Source organism: Nitrosomonas oligotropha (assembly GCF_009833085.1).
Taxonomy (GTDB): Bacteria; Pseudomonadota; Gammaproteobacteria; order Burkholderiales; family Nitrosomonadaceae; genus Nitrosomonas; species Nitrosomonas oligotropha.
Window position 1 is genome coordinate 76,103 of record NZ_QRBZ01000003.1, and the last position, 21,510, is coordinate 97,612.

At 49.1% G+C, this 21,510-nt stretch carries 19 protein-coding genes; 6 read left to right on the plus strand and 13 right to left on the minus strand.

Annotation, left to right across the window (positions count from 1 at the left end; genetic code table 11):
• Nucleotides 1–7 precede the first annotated feature (7 nt).
• The 12 genes from folC to ABD07_RS01565 all read right to left on the minus strand — a co-directional run bounded on the left by folC (nucleotide 8) and on the right by ABD07_RS01565 (nucleotide 14,176).
• On the minus strand, nucleotides 8–1,297 hold the full coding sequence (gene folC / locus ABD07_RS01510; RefSeq protein WP_160816819.1) for a bifunctional tetrahydrofolate synthase/dihydrofolate synthase: 1,290 nt from the start codon (nucleotides 1,295–1,297) through the stop codon (nucleotides 8–10).
• Between the two features lie 44 nt (nucleotides 1,298–1,341).
• Nucleotides 1,342–2,211 carry an acetyl-CoA carboxylase, carboxyltransferase subunit beta gene (gene accD, locus ABD07_RS01515; RefSeq protein WP_090319696.1) on the minus strand — a complete coding sequence of 290 codons (870 nt, stop codon included), beginning with the start codon at nucleotides 2,209–2,211 and terminating at the stop codon, nucleotides 1,342–1,344.
• A 36-nt stretch (nucleotides 2,212–2,247) separates the two neighbouring features.
• Nucleotides 2,248–3,048, minus strand: coding sequence for a tryptophan synthase subunit alpha (trpA, locus tag ABD07_RS01520; RefSeq protein WP_108698951.1), 801 nt, complete (start codon nucleotides 3,046–3,048; stop codon nucleotides 2,248–2,250).
• A 113-nt stretch (nucleotides 3,049–3,161) separates the two neighbouring features.
• A complete protein-coding gene (gene trpB / locus ABD07_RS01525; RefSeq protein WP_108698929.1) occupies nucleotides 3,162–4,361 on the minus strand; it encodes a tryptophan synthase subunit beta in 1,200 nt (399 codons plus the stop codon).
• On the minus strand, nucleotides 4,358–4,975 hold the full coding sequence (locus ABD07_RS01530) for a phosphoribosylanthranilate isomerase (RefSeq protein WP_160816820.1): 618 nt from the start codon (nucleotides 4,973–4,975) through the stop codon (nucleotides 4,358–4,360). The genes trpB and ABD07_RS01530 overlap by 4 nt, the downstream gene beginning before the upstream one ends.
• A gap of 31 nt (nucleotides 4,976–5,006) precedes the next feature.
• Nucleotides 5,007–5,804: a tRNA pseudouridine(38-40) synthase TruA gene (truA, locus tag ABD07_RS01535; RefSeq protein ID WP_160816821.1), complete on the minus strand. Its 798-nt coding sequence runs from the start codon at nucleotides 5,802–5,804 to the stop codon at nucleotides 5,007–5,009.
• Between the two features lie 52 nt (nucleotides 5,805–5,856).
• The gene (locus tag ABD07_RS01540) at nucleotides 5,857–8,325 is read right to left on the minus strand and encodes a motility hub landmark protein FimV (RefSeq protein ID WP_240142363.1); all 2,469 of its coding nucleotides are present in this window, start codon (nucleotides 8,323–8,325) and stop codon (nucleotides 5,857–5,859) included.
• Nucleotides 8,326–8,510: 185 nt separating this feature from the next.
• Nucleotides 8,511–9,623 (minus strand): aspartate-semialdehyde dehydrogenase, encoded by a 1,113-nt coding sequence (asd, locus tag ABD07_RS01545; RefSeq protein WP_160816823.1) that lies wholly within the window; start codon nucleotides 9,621–9,623, stop codon nucleotides 8,511–8,513.
• Nucleotides 9,624–9,775: 152 nt separating this feature from the next.
• Nucleotides 9,776–10,837, minus strand: a complete 1,062-nt coding sequence (leuB, locus tag ABD07_RS01550; protein WP_160816855.1) for a 3-isopropylmalate dehydrogenase — start codon at nucleotides 10,835–10,837, stop codon at nucleotides 9,776–9,778.
• A gap of 25 nt (nucleotides 10,838–10,862) precedes the next feature.
• Entirely contained in the window at nucleotides 10,863–11,501 is a 639-nt protein-coding gene (leuD, locus tag ABD07_RS01555; protein WP_160816824.1) for a 3-isopropylmalate dehydratase small subunit, read from the minus strand.
• Nucleotides 11,502–11,534: 33 nt separating this feature from the next.
• Nucleotides 11,535–12,947, minus strand: coding sequence for a 3-isopropylmalate dehydratase large subunit (leuC, locus tag ABD07_RS01560; protein WP_160816825.1), 1,413 nt, complete (start codon nucleotides 12,945–12,947; stop codon nucleotides 11,535–11,537).
• Between the two features lie 83 nt (nucleotides 12,948–13,030).
• Nucleotides 13,031–14,176 (minus strand): MFS transporter, encoded by a 1,146-nt coding sequence (locus tag ABD07_RS01565; protein WP_160816826.1) that lies wholly within the window; start codon nucleotides 14,174–14,176, stop codon nucleotides 13,031–13,033.
• 425 nt (nucleotides 14,177–14,601) lie between these two features.
• Here ABD07_RS01565 and ABD07_RS01570 point away from each other — a divergent pair, with 425 nt between their 5' ends.
• From ABD07_RS01570 to ABD07_RS01585, 4 genes are all read left to right on the plus strand, one after another.
• Nucleotides 14,602–15,021, plus strand: coding sequence for a rubrerythrin family protein (locus ABD07_RS01570; RefSeq protein ID WP_108698921.1), 420 nt, complete (start codon nucleotides 14,602–14,604; stop codon nucleotides 15,019–15,021).
• A gap of 117 nt (nucleotides 15,022–15,138) precedes the next feature.
• Complete coding sequence (locus ABD07_RS15255) at nucleotides 15,139–17,130, plus strand: DUF3501 family protein (RefSeq protein ID WP_160816827.1); 1,992 nt, start codon at nucleotides 15,139–15,141, stop codon at nucleotides 17,128–17,130.
• Nucleotides 17,127–17,639 (plus strand): CNP1-like family protein, encoded by a 513-nt coding sequence (locus tag ABD07_RS01580; RefSeq protein WP_160816828.1) that lies wholly within the window; start codon nucleotides 17,127–17,129, stop codon nucleotides 17,637–17,639. Before ABD07_RS15255 ends, ABD07_RS01580 begins: the two co-directional genes overlap by 4 nt.
• Nucleotides 17,640–17,864: 225 nt before the next feature.
• Nucleotides 17,865–19,241, plus strand: coding sequence for an ammonium transporter (locus ABD07_RS01585; protein ID WP_160816829.1), 1,377 nt, complete (start codon nucleotides 17,865–17,867; stop codon nucleotides 19,239–19,241).
• A gap of 79 nt (nucleotides 19,242–19,320) precedes the next feature.
• Here the strand turns inward: ABD07_RS01585 and ABD07_RS01590 are convergent, their stop codons facing one another.
• A complete protein-coding gene (locus ABD07_RS01590; protein WP_160816830.1) occupies nucleotides 19,321–19,710 on the minus strand; it encodes a winged helix-turn-helix transcriptional regulator in 390 nt (129 codons plus the stop codon).
• 133 nt (nucleotides 19,711–19,843) lie between these two features.
• On the opposite strand from ABD07_RS01590, the gene ABD07_RS01595 reads away from it, so the two are divergent.
• The gene (locus tag ABD07_RS01595; RefSeq protein ID WP_160816831.1) at nucleotides 19,844–20,554 is read left to right on the plus strand and encodes a glutathione S-transferase family protein; all 711 of its coding nucleotides are present in this window, start codon (nucleotides 19,844–19,846) and stop codon (nucleotides 20,552–20,554) included.
• Nucleotides 20,555–20,871: 317 nt separating this feature from the next.
• Nucleotides 20,872–21,477 carry an FxDxF family PEP-CTERM protein gene (locus ABD07_RS14890; protein WP_240142364.1) on the plus strand — a complete coding sequence of 202 codons (606 nt, stop codon included), beginning with the start codon at nucleotides 20,872–20,874 and terminating at the stop codon, nucleotides 21,475–21,477.
• The last annotated feature ends 33 nt before the right edge of the window (nucleotides 21,478–21,510 follow it).

Here is a 21,510-nt window from a genome sequence, read left to right on the forward strand (position 1 = left end):
CCGATTATTACCTGCTCTGTTGTGTGCTCAAATACTGCAACACGCCGCTTACCGTATAGAACGATCCAAATATGCAAATTCTATCATTTTTACCGGCTTGTTCACAGGCAAAAACAAAAGCCGCGACACTGTCGGAAAACCGGAAAATAACATCCGCATCGCTTGCAATACCCGCTTTATGAATTTCATTGATCAAATAATCGGCCGATGCGGCGCGAGGAGATTGTATAGCCGATACCAGCCAGAAATCGATATCGTTTTTTAATGCTTGAATGACACCTTGGATATCTTTGTCTTGCAGCATGGAAAATACCGCATAGGTGCGGCCGGATGGTTTCGCCGCCGCTAAATTTTCCGCCAAAACAACGGCTGCAGCGGGATTATGAGCGACATCCAGAATAATCATCGGTTGCGTCGAAACCATTTGAAATCTGCCCGGTATGACCGCTTCGCCCAATCCTTGCCGGATGTCTTTCATACTGACCGGCAACAATTCGCACAAGGTATCCAATGCGGTCAGGCAAGCACTGGCATTTTGCAGTTGCTTGACACCCCGCAATGCGGGGAATGGGAGAGAATGCCGCCGCCCTTTCGGCCCCCAGTAATCCCATTGCATACCTTTGTTTGAGTAGCCGAATTCTTTATTCAAACGGAAAAATTGAGCGCCGGAAGTTTCAATGTGCTGATGAACAGAATCAGGTATATCGGCTTCCGCGCAAATGGCCAGTTTGTTTTTTCTAAAAATCGCGGCTTTCTCAAAACCTATTTTTTCCCGCGTATCTCCCAGATAATCCATGTGATCAAGATCGATACTGGTTATGATTGCACAATCCGCATCGAATATGTTCACCGCATCCAGACGCCCGCCGAGACCGACTTCCAAGATCGCCACATCAATACGCGCTTGAATGAATATCTGCATCGCTGCCAATGTGCCAAATTCAAAAAAGGTCAACGAAGTATCGCAATCCTTTCTGGCGGCATCGATATGTGCGAAAGCTTCGCACAGACTTTTATCATCCACTTCATTTTTATCGATGCGGACTCGTTCGTTATAGCGCAGCAAATGCGGCGAGGTATAACACCCCACTTTGTAACCGGCGCAGAATAATATTGACTCCAGCATTGCACAAACCGACCCCTTACCGTTTGTGCCGCCCACCATGATAATGGGAAATTGCGGTGATAAAGCAAGTTTGGATCGAACCCGGTTGACACGCGCCAATCCCATTTCAATCGTTTTGGGATGAAGCAATTCCAGATACGTTAACCAATCAGCGAGCGAGTCAGCTTCCATTGGGTGCGCCTGTATTGAACAGGAAATGAAATGATAAACGGCGTTTAAGGAATAGGCGCAGGAATACGCATCAGTTGCGTACAGAGATTGACAATCTTGTCACGCATCTGCCGCCGGTCGACGATCATATCGATCGCGCCGTGCTGCAATAAAAATTCAGCTCGCTGGAAGCCATCCGGAAGTGTTTGACGCACTGTTTGCTCAATGACACGCGGTCCGGCAAAACCGATCAATGCGCCGGGTTCGGCAATCACCACATCGCCAAGAAAGGCAAAACTGGCGGATACGCCCCCCATGGTCGGGTCGGTCAGAACCGATATGAACGGTAACTTACGATGACTCAGCTTAGTCAGCACGGCCGTTGTTTTTGCCATTTGCATCAAAGAGAACAAACCTTCTTGCATGCGAGCGCCACCGCTGGCGCTGAAGCAAATAAAAGGCAAGTGATGATCGATGCAGGTTTTAACACCGCGCACGAATCGTTCGCCAACGACGGAACCCATCGAACCGCCCATGAAACCAAATTCAAATACCGCGACAACAACCGGCATCGTTTTGATGGTGCCTTGCAGCACCACTAAGGAATCTTGCTCGTCGGTGTTTTCTTTCGCCTGCGCCAGACGATCCGTATAACGTTTGCTGTCCTTGAATTTCAACGCATCGGTGGCAACCACTTCAGCACCGATTTCATAACGACCTTCCGGATCCAGCAGTTGATCGAGGCGGTTTCTTGCCGAAATACGATTATGGAAGTCACACTTAGGACAGACATTCAAATTCTTAGCCAAGTCCGTGTAGTACAGAACCGCTTCGCAAGTACGGCACTTACTCCACAAACCTTCCGGCACTATTTTCTTCTCACCCGCTTCTTTTCTCTTGATCTTTGGCGGGATAATGTTCTGAAACCAGCTCATCTGTAACGTTTCCTAAAACGTGTTTTAAACATTGCTTCAATTCTCATCAATGGCTTTACGTAAGGTGCCGATTAGATTTCCCACGTTCCCGAGTAACTCGGCTTCCGGAGATTTTTCGATTTCCTCAATGATGCGGCTGCCAACCACCACGGCATCGGCCAGACCGGCAACTGCCTTGGCTGTTGCGCCATCACGAATGCCAAATCCAACGCCGATCGGCAATGCGATATATTGGCGTAATTGTGCCAGCATCGCGCTGACATCTTGAAGATCCAGATGAGATGCGCCGGTTACTCCTTTAAGGGAAACATAGTAAACGTAACCTCTGGCCATTTTTGCGACTTGTTCAATACGTGCTTGCGGTGTTGTCGGGGACAGTAAAAAAATCGCATCGATTTCCTGTTGCTCCAGGCATTGCACCCATTCAGCGGATTCTTCGGGCGGATAATCGACGATCAGAATACCATCGACACCGCAATCTTTCGCCTTGGCAGCAAAGGCTGCATAGCCCAAGGCTTCAACCGGATTGGCATAACCCATTAAAACCACCGGTGTCGTGCTATCTGTTTTTCTAAATTCGCTTACCATATGCAAAACATCATGCAGACTGACGTGATGCTTTAACGCACGCTCGGACGATCTTTGAATGGTCGGTCCATCCGCCATAGGATCGGAAAAAGGCACACCCAGTTCGATGATATCGGCGCCGGATTGAACCAGCTGATGCATCAATAGAACGGTTACTTCCGGATTAGGATCACCGGCGGTAATAAATGGAATTAATGCTTTCCGGTTTTGACTTTTTAATGCAGCGAATTTCGTGGCAATACGATTTATTTTTTTAGCGTCATTCTGATCGCTGAAAATATTCAGTAAATTCTTTATAAAGCTCATATGCTCATCCGCTCTCAATTCTTCTCAGAAAACTGCAAAATACTGCTATTCATTCATTACAGCGTTAAACCGGACATTTGCGCAACCGTTGCCATATCCTTGTCACCTCGCCCGGACAAATTCACCAGCAGCAGTTTGTCTTTGGATAAAGTAGGCGCATATTTGGCGGCGTAAGCCAATGCATGGCTTGATTCCAATGCAGGCATGATACCTTCATAGCGGCACAGCGTATGAAATGCTTCCAATGCTTCATCGTCGGTGATCGAGACATATTCAGCACGGCCGCAGTCTTTAAGCCAGGCATGTTCCGGTCCTACGCCGGGATAATCAAGTCCGGCTGAAATCGAATGCGTCTCGATGATCTGGCCATTCTCATCTTGGATCAGATAAGTGCGGTTACCATGCAATACGCCCGGTTTACCCGTTGATAATGTTGCCGCATGCTGATGCGTATCAATGCCTTTTCCCGCGGCTTCAACGCCGATCAAGCGCACATTGGTATCATCAATATACGGATAAAATAAGCCGATCGCATTCGATCCACCGCCGACGCAGGCGATCAACGCATCCGGTTGGCGGTTGAAATCCTCCTGCATTTGTACCTTGGCTTCATTTCCGATGATCGCCTGAAAATCTCTCACCATCATCGGATAGGGATGCGGTCCTGCTACGGTACCGATGATGTAAAAAGTATCCTCAACGTTGGTGACCCAGTCGCGCATCGCTTCATTCAAGGCGTCTTTTAAGGTCCGTGATCCGGATTCGACCGGCACTACCGTGGCGCCGAGCAATTTCATGCGATAAACGTTGGTGGCTTGCCGTTTCACATCTTCGGATCCCATGTAAACCACGCATTCCATACCATAACGCGCCGCTACGGTCGCACTGGCCACGCCATGCTGGCCCGCACCGGTTTCTGCAATGACGCGCTTTTTGCCCATACGCCGCGCGAGCAAAGCTTGGCCGATGGTGTTGTTGATTTTGTGCGCGCCGGTATGGTTTAAATCTTCGCGCTTTAACAGTATCTGCGCGCCCCCCAAATGCTCCGACCATCTTTTGGCGTGATAAATTGGACTGGGACGTCCGACATAATGTTTTAATTCGTAGGCAAATTCTGCTTTAAATTCGGGATCATCGCGATAAAATTCATATTGCTTGCGCAAATCTTCCAAAGCTGAAATTAACGTTTCAGCGACAAATATGCCGCCATAGGGACCAAAATGGCCTTCTTTATTCGGCAGATCATAAGCACTCACAATTGTTTAACTCCTTGCATGAAAGCAATAATTTTTTTCTCATCCTTAATACCCTTCGAGGCTTCCACACCACTTGAAACATCCACCGCCCAGGGTCGGGTTTGTTTGATCGCTCTTACCACATTATCGGGATTTAAACCACCGGAAAGAATGAGCGGTAGAGACAATTGCTGTGGAATGAGTTGCCAGTCAAAAGCGTGTCCGGTACCTCCGGGCATGTCCGTAGCATAAGTATCGAGTAATAACCCTTTTGCTGCCCGGTAACGTTGGGCATATTGTAGCAAATCTGTGTCCGGTTTGACTCGAATCGCTTTAATATAAGACTGGGGGAATTGATTGCAGAATTCCGGCGATTCATCACCATGAAATTGGAGCAGATTGAGCTTGGCAGCCCGCGCGGTTTCTTTGACCCAAGCCGCATCCGGGTCGACATAGACACCGACGGTGCAGATGAAAGGAGGAATCACTTCGGCAATCCGGCCCGCGGATTCCGGATCGATATAGCGCGCGCTATGTGGCCAGAAAACAAAACCGATGGCATCAACACCGTTCTGAATCGCTGCAATTGCGTCTTCACTGCGGGTAATTCCGCATACTTTTACGCGCACTGACATGGCAATCTATATCGTCTTTCTTGTGTGTAACTTAGTTATGTATCGATAGCCCCGGAATGACCGGGAGCTGGGAAAACTCCGGCAGACCCCAGTCAGCATCATATTTCACGCCCGCCAGATACAGCCCTGCAGGAGAAAATGTCGGCGCCGCATATGTCCGGTTACGGCTGTCCAGCAGCGCATGCATCCAATCGACAGAATACTTGCCTTTACCGATATAAACAAGGCAGCCGATAATATTTCTCACCATGTGATGCAAAAATGCATTTGCACATAGCTCAAAAACAAATAAATTCCCTTGGCGGGAAATAGTCAGACGGGTGATTGTCCGTACCGGAGATTTCGCTTGACACTCCGCCGCGCGGAATGCGGAGAAATCATGTTCGCCCATCAGGATAGCCCCCGCGCTTTGCATTTGCTCCAGTTGCAACGGGTGATGATACCATCCCACCTTATTGTTATTGAGGCCGGGACGAACCGGTTGATTTAATAACAGATAGATATAGCGGCGCTCTATAGCGCTATATCGTGCGTGGAATTCGCCGGATACTTCAGCTGCCCATAGAATGGCTATATCATTGGGCAAGAGCGCATTGACTCCGCGTATCCATGCACTGACCGGGCGCTGCGCCGATGTATCAAAGTGAACGACTTGATAAAGCGCATGCACGCCCGTATCGGTGCGGCCCGCAGTGATGACGCGAATTTTTTCCTGTACGATCTTGGATAGGGCTGCCTCAAGCGTATCCTGAATCGAGCAGCCTTGCGGTTGACTTTGCCATCCGCAATAACGGCTGCCGTCATACTCTAAAACCAGCGCTATCCGCACAAACTAGAATTGCCATACAGGTTGATCGGGTGCAATGTGCGTTAATAAGCAATTACAGGTTTTTCAGCATTTTCTTTGCAGCTTTCTTTTGCTTCTCATCGCCATCCCGGATGACTTCCTCGAGCATTTCTTTGGCGCCTTCCTTATCGTCCATTTCTTGATAAGCTTTTGCCAAGTCGAGCTTGGTTTCCACCTCTTGCCATTGCTCGCTCTTTTCACTCAAGTCAGGGTTCTCATCCTTCTCTTGCGCTTGAACGGAATCTTCAAGATTCAAATCAATGCCGGCCAAATCGGGTATATTGGATTCCAATTCCGGCTCAATAGCTTCCAGCGATGAATCAAATTCCAGAGGTTCATCCAATCCGGAGAGCTTCTCACTGCTGCCAGTAGCTATTGATTCGTCATCTAATGATGGCACTTCGATTTCATTTACTGTTTTAGCATCGGTGAAATCAATATCAGAATCGCCCAGATCGAAATCCAATTTTTCATCGTCTGACGCATTGTCATTTAGATTGGCAGAATCGAGAGATTTTTCCGAATCGTCAAAATTAATTTCCAGTGCATAATCTGAAGCATTCTCAGGCGCTTGCAATTCTTCTGCAGCGTTAGATAATCCAGCTTCATCGCCAATCAATGATTGATTGGCAGCCACTTGATGCTTAGCATCAACAGCTTCGTCACTTAAATCGAAATCGATCTGATTGGCCGGATTGGTCGAATCCTGAGCGGAGTCAGCCGCTTGACCATACTCTTCTGCAAAAGTATCCTGCGCATTTTCATCAATAGGCTGTTCATCCTGCTGCAACTCGTTGGCGGATTGTTCATCGTCAACTTGTGATTCTGAAATAGCATCATATTGCGCGACATTGTCTTCGTAATACTTAGCATCCTTATCAAATTCCTCATCCTCGGAAGCAGCATTAAGATTCTGATACGTTAAATCATCTTCTTCATGCTCTGCGGCGGGTACATTAGCCGCCACATCCGTTGCAGCTTGAGCGGCAGCCATTGTCGCCATACGCGATCGCATGGCGGAGGAGAAATTCTCTTTCTTGTCTTCCTCTTCGTCACTGGCTTCTTCCAATTGATTGCGGCGTCTCTTAATAATCAGCAGAAGTAACGACAACCCTAGCACCGATGCGGCAGCAATATACTCAATGTAATTGAATAACAGATCGACCCAGGACTGACCCTCAGCGTCTTCTGGCGGCAGGGGTAATGGAGTCACTGGTGCAGTCTTTGCTGCTTCGGGCGCCGGTTGAGCGGCTGGAATCTCTTGCACTGCTGCGGATTCAGGTTGCAACTTCGGACCTTTTTCAGCTGCCGCGTCTACTGCCGGTGCAGTTTGGATTTCCGGTTTAACAGTAGTTTTGGGAGCCGGTTCCGCTTTGAGTTGAGCCTGAGCCAGAACGGAATCCTTCAGTTCTAACAGTTGCTTAAGATTATCAATGCTTTTTTCCAGCATCGCCACACGTTCATTCGCTTCCTTCAAAGCCAGGTTTCGTGCGATGGCGTCTTCCTCCATCATACGCAAGCGATCCACTAGATTTGCGTCAGGAATCTTACCGTCTTTGTCCGGCAATTGAGCGCCGCTGGATAGTTTCAGAACCTCTTTAGATGCACTAGGTGCTGCAGCGGATTTCTTATCGAGAGTGGTTGTAATCTGACCTTGATCCGATTGACTGACCGTTCGGGATGCCGGTGATTCTCTGCTAATATCCGCCAGTTTTCCTCGATAACTGCGCCAATCCGCGGTTTGCATTTTAATTTCAGCATTCGCGGTTGCTGTATCAATCGACGCGATTTCATTTTTCTCGGGTATTTTCAGCACTGTACCGGCTTTGAGCAGATTCATGTTGTCTGCAATAAAAGCATCCCGGTTTGCATGATAGAGTGCCACCAGCATTTGATTCAGGTCGACACCGGCTGGTAACACCTGGCGCGCGATGGATGACAGGGTATCCCCGCGTTTTACCGGTCCATAGGATTTTTTCGTTTGTCCCGAGGCATTATTTTTGCGTTTCGATGATGAATTTGCAGTTTGGGTATCTTTTTCAGCACTGGGTGTTCTTTCCTCATCCAGGCGGGTTGTCACTATCGCCGGAGTGGAACTGGTGCTGGCTGCCGCAATATTCTGCGTATTGGTCTCAACCGGATCAAGCAGAACGGTATATTCACGTAATATCCGCCCTGAAGACCAGCTTAGCTCCATCAATATCATCAAAAAGGGATCGTTGACAGCTTGCGGAGAGGTCAGCTTGATATAGGGATTGCCGTTCGACCGTAATTCTACCGAAGCTTTGACAGCCGATAGCACGGACTCATAGTTGATACCGGCTTGCGCAAACGCTTCCCGAGTGGCAACACTGGCTTTTAGAGATGCTACATCATCGCTGCTGGTAGTGACAATCTCGATTTCAGCGGTAAGCGGTTGTCCCAAAGCGGAATTGAGTGTCAGCTTACCAAGTCCTGCGGCTTGAATAGCAGCCCATGGCAACATCAGAACGATTACAAGCAAGCTTACTCTGAAAGATGTTTTATACACCGAAGTACCCTCTCTAGTTTTTTTGAAAAAAGATATCGAAAGGCTAACATTGTGACGCAATCATGTAAGCTGCGATTATGCCTCAAATTACAGGCTAATTCATATAAAACAGACCTATAATTGTTAAAATGTACCTAAAGTGTGAAGAAATGAGAACTTCAATGCTGAATCAGTATGCGCAGCATTCTTCGCAGCGGTTCAGCTGCGCCCCATAATAATTGATCACCGACGGTGAAAACGGATAAATATTCTTTACCCATCGCTAACTTACGTAATCGCCCGACCGGTATTGATAACGAGCCTGTTACGGCAGTCGGTGTTAATCTGGAAGTGGTTGCTTCTCTTTCATTAGGAACGATCTGCACCCAATCATTGGATTGAGCGATAATTTCCTCGATTTCATCCAATGGCACATCTTGCTTTAGTTTGATGGTGAGCGCCTGGCTATGGCAGCGCATTGCACCGACGCGCACGCAGATACCATCGACAGGAATCTGCCGGTCACTGCTTCCGAGAATCTTGTTGGTTTCCGCCTGCCCTTTCCATTCTTCCCGGCTCTGCCCATTGGCCACTTCTTTATCGATCCAAGGAATCAAACTGCCTGCCAGCGGGACACCGAAATTTTCCGTGGGGAATTTTTTATCGCGTAATGTGCCGGCAACTTCGCGGTCAATTTCCAGAATACTGGAGGCGGGATCGTTCAACAAATCCTTCGCTACGCGATGCGCTTCGCCCATTTGTTGCAGCAATTCGCGCATATTTTTTGCACCGGCGCCGGAAGCTGCCTGATAGGTCATGGCGCTCATCCATTCCACCATACCTTTCTCAAAAAGGCCGCCGACTGCCATGAGCATCAAGCTGACCGTGCAATTACCGCCGATATAATTTTTTACGCCGTCATGCAGCGCTTGTTCAATCACCGGTTTATTGACCGGGTCCAGGATGATCACGGCATCCTTTTCCATGCGTAATGCGGATGCTGCATCGATCCAATAGCCTTGCCAGCCGGATTGGCGCAATTGCTTGAAAACCTGATTGGTGTAATCCCCACCCTGGCAGGAAATGATGATATCCATTGCGCTCAGTTGAACCAGATCGAAAGCATCTTTCAATGGCGGCGTTTCCTTGCCGATTTCAGGACCCGTGCCGCCTCTTTGCGAAGTGGTGAAAAAAACAGGATCGATCAGAGAAAAATCTTCTTCTTCCCGCATTCTTTGCATCAAGACGGAACCCACCATGCCACGCCACCCAACAAAACCCACTTGTTTCATTGCTTATCTCTTACCTTAAAATTGACAACCGGTTAATCAAATAAAAACACTGTTTAAATATTAGCTTACATTACGAATCGATAATTAATGAGTAATGCGCCAATACACCGCCAATTCAATCATTCATCCATTAATCCGTTACCAAGGCGCATTTACAACGCCGACAACACCGCATAACCCATCGCCTTAGTGCCAACCGTCTTCATTCCGGATTCATCGATATCTTTTGTACGGTAGCCCGCAGCCAAAACTTTCTTGACGGCATTCTCGATGCGCTGCGCAGCTTCTTCCCGGTTGAATGTATAACGTAACATCATGGCCGCCGAGAGTATCGTCGCCAGAGGATTCGCCAGATCCTTTCCGGCAATATCCGGCGCCGAACCATGAATCGGTTCGTACAAACCTTTGTTATTTTCATCCAGCGAAGCGGAAGGCAGCATGCCGATAGATCCCGTCAACATCGAGGCTTCATCGGACAATATATCGCCGAACATGTTTCCAGTTACGATGACATCGAATTGTTTCGGATTGCGCACTAACTGCATCGCGGCATTATCGACCAGCATATGCGACAGCGTGACTTGCGGATATTCTTTCGCCACTTCGATAACCACGTCGCGCCATAATTGCGTGCATTCCAGCACGTTCATTTTATCCACGGAGCACAATTTTCTTTGCCGTTTGGCAGCGGCCTGAAAGGCAACATGGGCAATACGCCGTATTTCGGATTCACTGTAAATCATCGTGTTATAACCGACACGCTGGCCGTCGCGCATTTCAATTCCGCGCGGCTCGCCGAAATAAATATCGCCGGTCAATTCACGCACGATCATGATATCGAGGCCCGCAACCACGTCATATTTCAAACTGGAAGCATTGGCGAGCTCGGGGTAAAGTATCGCCGGGCGCAGATTGGCAAATAAATTCAGTTCTTTCCGGATAGCAAGCAGCCCTCTTTCGGGGCGCTGATGCCGTGGTAGCGTATCGTATTTCGGTCCGCCAACGGCTCCGAGCAGAACGGCATCCGCTTGGCTGGCCAATTGATGCGTTGCAGCGGGATAAGGTTCCCCGGTGGCATCGACCGCGCAACCGCCGATCAATCCGTACTCCAGTTCGATAGCCAAGCCATCCGTTTTTAAAGCATCCAATACACGTACGGCTTGTGCGATGATTTCAGGTCCAATGCCATCGCCCGCTAAAACAGCAATTTTCATCATATTTTATTTTTAGTAGTGATCTTTATACAAACAACCAAGGCTGTTCATTACGCCGTTTTTGTTCAAATTGTTTAATTTTCTCAGCCTGCTGCAAGGTAAGACCGATTTCATCCAACCCATTGAGCAAGCAGTGCTTACGAAAAGCATCGACTTCAAATTTATATTCTGTGTTCTGCGGTGTAATCACCGCTTGTTTCTCAAGATCTATCGTCAAGCGATACCCGGCTGTCGATTTGACATCTTCAAACAGGCGATCCATTTGTGCTGTATCAAGCACGACCGGCAGCAAGCCAATCTTGAAACAGTTGTTAAAAAAGATATCCGCAAAACTAGGCGCGATGATGACGCGAAAACCATAATCCTGAAGCGACCAAGGTGCGTGTTCGCGGCTCGAACCGCAACCGAAATTGGCACGCGCCAGCAGTATCTGCGCACCTTGGTAGCGCGCTTGGTTCAGCACAAATTCCGGATTCGGTTGGCGCTGCGCCGCATCCATGCCCGGTTCTCCATGATCGAGGTAACGCCATTCATCAAACAAGTTTTGACCAAAACCGGAACGTTTGATCGATTTAAGAAATTGCTTTGGAATGATGGCATCGGTATCGACATTGGCACGATCCAATGGTGCTACCAAGCCGGTAAAAGTATGAAATTTTTCCATTAATTTGTATGAGCAGTTACTGCAATCCGTAATCTATTGATTGAATTCACGCACGTCGACAAAATGCCCGGCAATTGCAGCTGCCGCGGCCATCATAGGGCTGACCAGATGCGTTCTGCCGCCAGGGCCTTGCCGTCCTTCAAAATTCCGATTGGAAGTCGAGGCACACCGTTCACCCGCGGTCAGCCGGTCATCGTTCATTGCCAAGCACATGGAACAGCCGGGTTCACGCCATTCAAATCCAGCCGCGACAAAAACTTTATCTAGTCCTTCTTGCTCGGCTTGTTTTTTGACCAATCCTGAGCCAGGAACGACCAACGCCTGTTTAATATTGGCGGCAATGTGTTTTCCTTTGACGATATGCGCCGCTGCACGCAAATCCTCAATGCGCGAATTCGTGCACGAACCGATGAAAATTTTATCGAGCATAATCTGCGTAATGGGCACATTGGCGCGCAGCCCCATATAATTCAGCGCTTGCTGCATATCATGACGTTTGACTTCATCGTTAATCAGCGCGGGATCCGGCACTGCGCCATCCACCGTTGTCACCATTTCAGGTGAAGTGCCCCAAGTCACTTGCGGTTTAATGTGTGCGGCATCTAAAGCCACGGTCCGGTCGAAAACCGCGCCATCATCGCTATAAAGGGTACGCCAGTAAGTGGCCGCGCTTTCCCATAGCTCGCCTTTGGGCGCAAACGGCCGTCCTTTAATGTAATCAATCGTCGTATCGTCTACCGCCACCATACCGGCGCGCGCACCGGCCTCAATCGCCATATTGCACAACGTCATACGGCCTTCCATCGATAACGCGCGTATAGCGCTGCCGGCAAATTCAATCGCATAACCGGTACCACCCGCGGTACCGATCTCACCGATGATGGCCAAAGCGATATCTTTGGCAGTAACGCCAAATCCCAATTTGCCTTCCACGGCAATGCGCATGGCTTTGGATTTTTTCATCAGCAAACACTGTGTCGCCAGCACATGCTCGACTTCCGATGTGCCGATACCAAATGCCAGGCAGCCAAATGCGCCATGTGTGCTGGTATGCGAATCCCCGCACACCACCGTCATCCCGGGTAATGTCGCACCCTGTTCCGGACCGATGACGTGCACGATACCCTGACGCAAATCATTCATCTTGAACTCGGTGATTCCGAGCTCGTCACAATTCTGATCCAGAGTATCCACTTGCAGGCGTGAGATGGGATCATGAATGCCATGACTCCGGTCGGTAGTCGGCACATTATGATCCGCGACAGCAAGAATGGAATTCAGGCGCCAGGGTTTTCTTCCCGCCAGTTTCAAGCTTTCAAATGCTTGCGGACTGGTTACTTCATGCACGAGGTGACGGTCGATATAGATCAATGCCATACTGCCCGGATCGTCAGACTCAGTATGCACCACATGTTGATTCCACAGTTTGTCGTATAGCGTTTGCATCGGGTCGGGTGAAATTTAAAAATCGTTAACGTGCGATTATCCCATAAAGTTTACAGGTTCAACAAACCAAACACGCGCTTGCATTACTGACTGAATGATTTCATTTTCCATGCAATTAAGATTAGGCCAACGAATGCCGCCACCGCGCTGATGAAGAAAGTGATCTCCGCGCCCAGCCAATCCCAGGTGTAGCCGCTGAATACCGCGCCCAATGCGCCGCCCACGCCATACGCCGTACTGGTATAGATCGCTTGTCCTTTCGCCTGATGACGCCCCTGAAAGAATTGATGCACGACCATCATGGCGGCAATGTGATGCGTGCCATAAGTCGCCGCATGCAGAATTTGCGCAAAAATAATGACAACCGGCCATTCGACATATTCTCCCAACAGCACAAAACGCAGCATGGCGCAGGCGAAGCTGAAAATCAGAATGATTTTTAACCGAAAATACCGCATCAGCCAGGGCATGATGAAGAAAATACCGATCTCGCAGATCACCCCGGTCGCCCACAGCCAGCCGACAAATCCTTTGTCATACCCATGCTCCACCAGATAAATGGAGAAAAACGTATAGTAAGCGCCATGCGCAAATAACATCAGCACGCTGGAAAGCAAAAACGCCATGACTTCCGGGCGCAGGCAAATCTGCCGGACCGAATGCAACCCGGCGGCATGACGCATGATTTCTTTTTCAGGAATGTGATAGGAAAAAATCACGATACCCAGCTTGAGTCCCAATACAACCCAGAGCAGCCAGATAATCTCCACATTTTCGAGCAAATAACCGATCCCGACCACCGCCAGAACGAAACCCACCGACCCCCAGGAACGGATCCGTCCATACTTGTCGGTGTAACTTCCCAAATGAGACAGCGTAATGGCTTCCATCAGCGGCAACGAAGCGCTCCAAAAGAAGCTCATCAACAGCATGACAAAAAATAGCCAGGCAAAGGATTCGCCCGCGAAGAAGCCGCAAAAACTCAGAAGACCACTGACTGCGGCCACCTGTACAACGCGCACGCGCTTACCGGTATGATCTGCCAGCCATCCCCAAACTGCCGGTGAAAAAATCCGCGCGACCAGCAACAATGACATCAGCACACCGATTTGCAATGCATTAAACGACAGCGACTGCAAATATAAGCTCCAATACGGCGAGAATGCACCAATGAATGCAAAGTAAAAGAAATAAAAACCGGATAGGCGCCAGTAAGGAAGTGATGGCATAGCGTGCGTAAAATCGATGCAGAAATTAAACTCAGAGAACCAACTCAAAGAAAGAAAACATAAAACGCACTGAACCGGACCCAAACGACGGCAATACATTCTGAGTCACCGGAAACGCTTATTCTACAAGAATTCACACGGCAAATCTTTTCTCCCTCCGCTGAAGCATCGCACGGTTTCCCCCTCACGTCCTCGTAGATAGTTGACAATCCATAAGCCCTTCGATAGTCTCCACGCACGGATTGGATTTTGTATTTTTACGCACTCGCCATGCGCTGATTAAGCTGAAGGAAACGTTGGCAAGATGCACAACCATCACTTCATGTCCCCGTTTCTCAGCCAGTCTCAGTTTTGCGCGATACGAAAATGCATTTTTTTCATCTCTATGAACTATAAAAACTCGTCAATCTAAAAAGGAGAGCATGATGGAATTGAAAGGATCAAAAACCGAAGGAAATCTGAAAGCCGCTTTTGCCGGTGAATCCCAAGCCAATCGCCGGTATTTATATTTCGCAGCAAAAGCTGACGTAGAAGGCCAAAACGACGTGGCTGCCGTATTCCGTTCTACCGCTGAAGGTGAAACCGGCCATGCGCACGGCCACCTGGAGCATCTGGAAAGCTGCGGCGACCCGGCTACCGGCTTGCCATTCGGCTCTTCCCGCGACAACCTGAAAACCGCTATCGCCGGTGAAACGCACGAATACACCGATATGTATCCAGGCATGGCAAAAACCGCGCGCGACGAAGGCTTTGACGAAATCGCCGATTGGTTTGAAACACTCGCTAAAGCGGAACGCTCGCACGCCAACCGTTTCCAGCGTGCGCTGGATAGTCTGGCCGATTAATTTTATCGTGCTGCGATTATTTCGCTGATTCCAAAAATTCTGCGGGGTTTTCCGGTTATCCGGCCAACCCCGCAGCCGCAATCCGAACTAACACTTTGTATACGCTGATATCCCGCTATGGCTACTCGTGAAGGCAGTCTCGAAGCACCGAAACGTCATCCTATCGACTGGAAAAATCTGGATTTCTATGATGAGACCAGTCTCAATCAGGAAATGGAACGTGTTTTCGACATTTGCCACGGCTGCCGCCGCTGCGTCAATCTTTGCACGGCATTTCCACGTTTGTTCGACCTGATCGACGAAAGCGCTAGCGGTGAATTGGATAGCGTCAACAAGCTGCAATTTTGGGAAGTTGTCGATCGCTGCTATCTGTGCGATATGTGTTTCATGACCAAATGTCCTTATGTGCCGCCGCATGAATGGAACATTGACTTTCCGCACCTGATGCTGCGCGCCAAAGCGGTCAAATATAAAAACCAAGGCGCCGGTTTTCGCGACGAACTGCTCTCCAGCACCGATTTAATGGGCAAACTGGCAACGATTCCCGTGGTGGTTCAAGCCGTCAATGCCATGAACAATACCCCGGCTGTCCGCAAAATCATGGATAGCACGCTGGGCATTCATGCCGAGCGTAAATTACCTGAATATACAGCGGATAAATTTCGTGCGAATGCGAAACCAAACGATACCTTCCCCGTTAAAGACGGTGCGCGCACGCCCGGCAAAGTCGCCATTTACGCCACTTGCTATATCAATTATAACGAACCCGGCATCGGTCACGATTTACTGAAAGTGCTGGAACATAATGAAATTCCCGCGCGTCTCGTGGAGAAAGAAGCCTGTTGCGGCATGCCAAAACTGGAATTGGGCGACCTGGACGCCGTGGAAAAACTCAAAAATGAGAATATTCCGCACTTATTGAAGCTGGCGCAGGACGGCTATGCCATTCTCTCGGCAGTCCCTTCCTGCACGCTCATGTACAAACAGGAATTACCGCTGATGTTCCCGCACGATGCAGCAGTGCAAGCTGTCGCTGCCGCCATGTTCGATCCGTTTGAATACTTGGCTTTGAGAAAACAGGATAATTTGCTTAAGACGGATTTCAAGAAACCGCTGGGCAATGTCGCCTACCATATCCCTTGCCACCAGCGCGTGCAAAATTTCGGGAAAAAAACCAGAGATATCCTGCAACTCATTCCGGATACCACCGTCAACACCGTGGAACGCTGCTCGGGTCATGATGGTACCTGGGGCGTGAAAAGCGAGCACTTTGCCGATTCGATGAAAATCGGCCGCCCGGTTTTCAAACAGATGGCCGCTTCAAATCCGGATTACATCAGCTCGGATTGCGCGATTGCCGCGCGCCATATTGAACAAGGCATCGGCGAAAGCAAAGCGCAGAAATTGCATCCGCTCACGTTACTTCGTCTGGCTTATGACCCTGACAACACGCATGAACCGGCAGTGAGCGGCGATCAACCCGGCAACCAAACTCCTTCACCCGGTGAAAAACAAATGACGACCACACTCACCCGCGAAAACCTTTTGACGCTGGAAGCTTATGCCAAAATCCGCAAAGACTTCCGCGCAGAAATCATGGCGCACAAGAAAACACGCAAAGTCCCCTTGGGGGAAAATATCACGTTGATTTTTGAAGATACTTTAACAATCCGTTATCAAATCCAGGAAATGCTGCATGTCGAACGTATCTTCCAGGAAGCAGAAATCACCCATGAGCTCGAGACCTATACACCATTGATTCCGGATGGACATAACTGGAAAGCCACGATGATGATTGAGTATGCCGACCCGGTTGTCAGAGCCGCCAAACTCGCGACTTTGGTCGGTATCGAAGATAAAGTGTGGGTAAAGATTGCCGGTCATGAACCGGTCTTGGCCATCGCCGACGAAGATCTGGAACGGGAAAATAGCGAAAAAACGTCGTCCGTCCATTTCCTGCGTTTTGAACTCACACCGGCAATGATTCAAGCGCTCCGTCAAGGCGCAGCAGTAAGCATGGGCGTTGATCACCCGGCTTATCAGGCCGCAATCGATCCTGTCGCTGCCGATGTCCGTGCGTCGTTATTGAATGATTTAACCACGGCATGAAACCTGCTCTCACTGCGCTGATCTGCGCTTTGCTGCTGCTTTCCTGCGCTAAGCCGCCATTTAAAGATGAGTTCGAAAGCGACAAACCCTGGGTTGAGCAAATGACGCAGCTGCCCACTTACCCCGAGGTGAAGAATCTGCTCGCGTTTGATGCCGGCGCCGTGACGAGCAACCAATATTTGGTCGACACCACTTCCATCCGGATCGGTCAAGATGAGGTTATCCGCTTCACGCTGGTGGTTAAATCGTCGGCGGGCGCCATGAATGTCAGCTATGAAGGCATCCGCTGCGCTACCAGCGAAAGGAAGCTCTATGCGCTGGGGCGCGATGATAAAACTTGGGCGAAACCCCGGGTATCGGAATGGCAAAAACTGGATTATGTCCGTCAATTTTACGCACAGCGCGAACTTTCCAAGAACATCTTTTGCCCGCATCAGCAAATTGTCACCACCACCGAAGATGCCATCCAAGCGCTGAAAGCTGGCATGCATCGAAGCATTTTCCGCTGATATAAAATAAATAGCAGCTGCCCAAATTCAGTGTTTCCTCCCGGACACTGCTGTCCTTCCTTCGTTCATCAACCCATATTCATTAGAAATCAGAATTTTATTTTCCCCTATTGTTTTTGGGGGAATTAAAGCTCACACTCTGTGTGGGGACATATCAGATGTCACCCCTCCTCTGGATCTCGTCGAGGATTAACCCGAGAAATCACTAGAATAAGGAAGAATCACATGAAAAAAAGCTTTAGCTTGATATTGCCGGGCGCAATAAGTCTGTTTCTCCTCAGTTTCAGTAGTTGGGTCAGCGCAGAAGCCGCGCCAGCCTTGAGCGAAGCGCGCACAGTCGCGCAATATAATTACATCATCCATATTCTTGCCATGCTGCTGATCGGTTTCGGCTTTTTAATGGTTTTTGTACGCCGCTATGGGTTCGGTGCTGTCACAGGTACTTACTTGGTTGTCGCCACCGGTTTGCCTTTATATATTCTGTTCCGCGCCAATGGTATTTTCGGTCATCAACTTTCGCCGCATTCGCTCGACGCGCTCCTGTATGCCGAGCTATCGGTTGCCACCGCATTGATCGCAATGGGCGCGGTGCTGGGGCGTTTGCGCGTTTTCCAATACGCCCTGCTGGCTTTATTGGTCGTTCCGCTCTATCTAATCAACGAATGGCTGGTGCTTGACGATGCCATCGGCTATACCACCGGCTTTCAGGATTCCGCCGGATCGATTGTGATTCATGCCTTCGGCGCTTATTTCGGGTTAAGTATGTCGCTGGTACTGACCACGGCCTATCAACGCAGCCAGCCGATTGAATCGGATCACACATCGGATCGTTTCGCGATGCTCGGCTCCATGGTGCTTTGGTTATTCTGGCCGAGTTTTGCCACCGCGTTAGTGCCGCTGGAAAACATGCCGCAAACCGTAGCCAATACATTGCTGGCACTGTGTGGCGCGACCATTGCCACGTATTTCCTCAGCAGCAAACTGCACGGCGGCAAAACATCTATGGTGGATATGGCGAATGCCGCGCTGGCCGGTGGCGTTGCCATCGGTTCGGTGTGTAATATCGTCTCGCCTACCGGAGCTTTCGGCATCGGTTTGCTGGCCGGCATCGTCTCCGTGCTGGGCTATGTTTTTCTGCAACCTGTGCTCGAATCCCGCTTTAAACTGGTCGACACCTGCGGCGTGCACAACCTGCACGGTATGCCGGGATTACTGGGCGGATTGAGTGCTTTCCTGGTCGTGCCGGATGTCGCCATCGCGCAATTCAACGGTATCGTCATCACATTGATCATCGCAATCACTGGCGGACTGCTTGCCGGTGCGATCATCAAAGCGACGGGAACCACGCGCGAACCGTACGAGGATAGTGTCGAGTTTACCCATCTGGCAGGGCCTGAAACCGAGAATCTGCCAGAATTGCTGGAAACCCGGGTAGAAGCCTTGGAAAGCCATGCTTTGGCCGCTAAGCCGCAAATTCCCGTCGAGTCATCCGAAACAAAAATACTCGTCGCACGACTGGAATCCCGTCTTCAGATTCTGGAAAGCCAAGTCGCAGCCGGACAAACTCAAAGCACCGGAGATAAACCGGAACCTCAGAGTTGATCTGCTTCCACTAATACCATACCCCGCCGCACAGAGCGGGGGTTTTTATCGATTCTTCCGATCAACCGAGTCCAAATTCCTATGCATTTTTCTCCGTCGTGGCGGAACGCTGCGCGTACGGTTTGAAAACCTTTGTACCCGGATAATAGGTCATTCCCCATTTGACCAACGCTTCCAACACCGGACGCAAGTCTTCCCCTTTTTGCGTCAGCACGTATTCATATCTTAGCGGCTTCTGTTGATAGGCATGCTGCACAATGATTCCCGCGGCTTCCAATTTTTTCAGCCGGTCTGCCAATATATTGGTGGCGATCTGCTCCGGCGATGTTAGAAATTCTTGATAGCGCTTTTTACCCAACAAAAAATCCCGCACCAGCAGCAGCGTCCATTTATCGCCCAGGTTATCGAGCGCGCACGCAACCGGACAGCATGATCGCTCAAATTCTGTTTGGTTTAAATCGTCCGCCATAAATTACCCATTCACTATAAAAATGACTCCACCCTATTAATGTACTTTATTGACTTGCATTTAACAAGCTTATAATATAGATTAACTTGCAATACACAAGTCACTATCGTATGAATAACATGAGGATAAAAAAATGCTGAAACTGTATCAATTTGAACGTACTTGGGGCATTCCAAATTTGAGCCCTTTCTGCTGCAAAATAGAAACCTACATGCGCATGGCCGGTATTGAACATGAAATTAAGCCCGCATTACCGATGCGCGCGCCCAAAGGAAAATTGCCCTATATCGACGATGATGGCAAAGAGCTTGGCGATTCTCGCTTTATCGTTACGTATCTCAAATCCGCCTATACCGATTTGGATGCCGTATTGACCGCTGAAGAATTGGCCGTATCCACTGCCATGCAACGCTTGCTGGAAGAGCATTTATTTTGGGTTGTACTGTACTCCCGCTGGCAATATACCGATGAAAATTGGCAAATCAATAAAAAAGCCATCTTCAACCCATTACCGCCAATAATCCGGGATATTGTTGCCAACCTTTGGCGAAAAAAGATTCAACAGCAAATTTACGGCCATGGCATGGGCCGGCATCAAACGGAAGAAATCTTCGCATTGGGCAAACAGGATATTGACGCATTGGCGGCACATCTCGGCCACAAATCGTATTTCTTTGGCGACCGGCCAACAACATTGGATGCATCGGCATTCGGGTTATTGATCAATATCAGCGGTTGTCCCATTGAATCTCCACTTAAAGAACATGCATTAACTAAAGAAAATCTTGTCGCTTATAGCAAGCGCATTATGCACAGTTTTTATCCGGATCTGCAGCATCCATAAAACAACACGCAGCTGAATGCGAGCAGGTGCTTAGCCATTTGACCGATGGCACTAGTACAAATCGCTGATTATCTAGTAGTAAAACAGGAGCGATGGACTATGGAGTCAACCACAGTCAGTAGGTTATAGTCGGCAAATCAGTGAATTATATAATCCCACTGTGCAATTTCGATTGAATAGTCAAAGTTCAATCTGACAGTAAGAAACGACGTTACGGATATCATTTAAGAATTTTAATGACTTGTCGCGAAACTGGCTTGCTTAATACTGATTGGAAAGAGATTTGGCTGCTTATACACACAAAACTGGAGACTATTATGACGAAAAATATTTCACCTGCTCATTTCATTGCTGTTGCAGCTGTCACTTTGATCGGATTGGCGCCGTTGCAATCAACCCATGCGGCATCCGTGCTCTTTCAAGATTTGACGCCAACCGGTATTCTTTCCAGCCCAAGCAGCATCACACGTAGCTTTGCATCAGGCAGCGGCGCAGGTAATATTTCTTTCGAGATTCAAGGTTATTTGAGTCTGGATGGCTCAAATTGCTGTACCGACACATTCAGCTTGTATAACGATAGCGACCTGCTGTTTCAAGGTACGTTCAATCTCGGCGGCGGCGGCGCGGATATCGTATTCGCCAACCCGAATGGCGCAACCTACTCTGCGGTCAATCTTGGCTACTTCAATGGCGGCTTATTAAATGTATCCATTCCGGTCACTTTCACTGCCGGAAACCATGTGCTGACATTCGATTACGCCGGTAGCGCGCAAGGTCTTGGCGATGAAGGCTGGGGACTAAACAACATCACTGTTGAAGGTGTATCGGCCGTACCCGAACCTGAAACCTACGCTATGTTGCTGGCTGGATTGGGTATGATCGGTTTCATGGCACGCCGCCGCAAAAATGATTCGGTCTGCTGATCGTAACTGAAATACTCGCAACCAATAGTTCAA

Excerpts from the sequence above, each read along its gene's own strand:
- folC (WP_160816819.1), bottom strand. The coding sequence starts at position 1,297 with ATGGAAGCTGACTCGCTCGCTGATTGGTTAACGTATCTGGAATTGCTT.
- accD (WP_090319696.1), bottom strand. The coding sequence starts at position 2,211 with ATGAGCTGGTTTCAGAACATTATCCCGCCAAAGATCAAGAGAAAAGAA.
- ABD07_RS01530 (WP_160816820.1), bottom strand. The coding sequence starts at position 4,975 with ATGTCAGTGCGCGTAAAAGTATGCGGAATTACCCGCAGTGAAGACGCA.
- asd (WP_160816823.1), bottom strand. The coding sequence starts at position 9,623 with ATGAAACAAGTGGGTTTTGTTGGGTGGCGTGGCATGGTGGGTTCCGTC.
- leuB (WP_160816855.1), bottom strand. The coding sequence starts at position 10,837 with ATGAAAATTGCTGTTTTAGCGGGCGATGGCATTGGACCTGAAATCATC.
- leuD (WP_160816824.1), bottom strand. The coding sequence starts at position 11,501 with ATGGAAAAATTTCATACTTTTACCGGCTTGGTAGCACCATTGGATCGT.
- leuC (WP_160816825.1), bottom strand. The coding sequence starts at position 12,947 with ATGCAAACGCTATACGACAAACTGTGGAATCAACATGTGGTGCATACT.
- ABD07_RS01565 (WP_160816826.1), bottom strand. The coding sequence starts at position 14,176 with ATGCCATCACTTCCTTACTGGCGCCTATCCGGTTTTTATTTCTTTTAC.
- ABD07_RS01570 (WP_108698921.1), top strand. The coding sequence starts at position 14,602 with ATGGAATTGAAAGGATCAAAAACCGAAGGAAATCTGAAAGCCGCTTTT.
- ABD07_RS15255 (WP_160816827.1), top strand. The coding sequence starts at position 15,139 with ATGGCTACTCGTGAAGGCAGTCTCGAAGCACCGAAACGTCATCCTATC.
- ABD07_RS01580 (WP_160816828.1), top strand. The coding sequence starts at position 17,127 with ATGAAACCTGCTCTCACTGCGCTGATCTGCGCTTTGCTGCTGCTTTCC.
- ABD07_RS01585 (WP_160816829.1), top strand. The coding sequence starts at position 17,865 with ATGAAAAAAAGCTTTAGCTTGATATTGCCGGGCGCAATAAGTCTGTTT.
- ABD07_RS01590 (WP_160816830.1), bottom strand. The coding sequence starts at position 19,710 with ATGGCGGACGATTTAAACCAAACAGAATTTGAGCGATCATGCTGTCCG.
- ABD07_RS01595 (WP_160816831.1), top strand. The coding sequence starts at position 19,844 with ATGCTGAAACTGTATCAATTTGAACGTACTTGGGGCATTCCAAATTTG.
- ABD07_RS14890 (WP_240142364.1), top strand. The coding sequence starts at position 20,872 with ATGACGAAAAATATTTCACCTGCTCATTTCATTGCTGTTGCAGCTGTC.